Source organism: Streptomyces katrae (genome assembly GCF_000966975.1).
GTDB lineage: Bacteria > Actinomycetota > Actinomycetes > Streptomycetales > Streptomycetaceae > Streptomyces > Streptomyces katrae.
In genome coordinates this window covers 1-842 of sequence record NZ_JZWV01001711.1, presented here as the reverse complement: position 1 = coordinate 842, position 842 = coordinate 1, and the positions used below count along the sequence as shown (strand labels likewise).

Below are 842 nucleotides of genomic sequence, written 5' to 3'. Positions count from 1 at the left end.
GGGTGGCGGCGGTGAAGCCGGTGCCGTCGTCGGCGATGTCGAGGACCACCTGGTCGCCGAGGAAGCTGAGGGTGAGGGCGGCGGTGTGGGCGCCGGAGTGCTCGCGGATGTTGGCGAGGGCGCCCTGGGCGATGCGCAGCAGGGCGGATTCGGCGCGGTCCGGGAGCGGGGCGGGCGTGCCCTCCAGGTGGAAGCGGACCTCGATGTCGGGGCCGGCGTCCAGGGCGCGCAGGGCGTCGGCGAGGCCGGTGCCGTTGTCGAGCTCTGGCGGGGCCAGGTCGTGGACGAGGCGGCGGGCCTCGGCGAGGCCGCGGGCGGCGATGCCGGTGGCGGTGCGGACGTGGGCGCGGGCGGTGGCGGGGTCGGAGTCCCAGGTGCGGTCGGCGGCCTGGAGGAGCATCTGCTGGCTGGAGAGGTGCTGGGCGAGGGTGTCGTGGATCTCCATGGACAGGCGCTGGCGTTCGGCGAGGGTGCCTTCGCGGCGTTCGGTGGCGGCGAGCTCGCGGCGGGTGCGGATGAGGTCGTCGATGAGGGCGCGCTGGGCCTGGGCCTGGCGTTCCATGTGGATGAAGACGGCCGTCGCGAGGGCGGCGATGGCGGGCGGGGCGAGGAGGAGGTTGGGGTCGAAGGCGGTGGAGAGCTTGAGCTGCGCCGCGACGACGAAGACGGTGAGGACGGTGACGAGGGCTGCCGCCGCGCGTGGGGGGAGGGTGCGGAGGGTGGTGAAGAACAGGGGGACGGCGCACCAGGCGAAGCTGGGTGCGAGGAGTACGAGGACCACCCAGGTGGCGACGACGAGGCCCAGCCAGAGCCTCCGGCGGTGGGGGGTGGGGGTGCGGGGC

General features: G+C 75.1%; 1 protein-coding gene. It reads right to left on the bottom strand.

What is annotated here, in order from left to right:
• The coding region (locus tag VR44_RS40265; RefSeq protein ID WP_045952661.1) for a sensor histidine kinase at nucleotides 1-842 on the bottom strand (842 nt) is incomplete at both ends.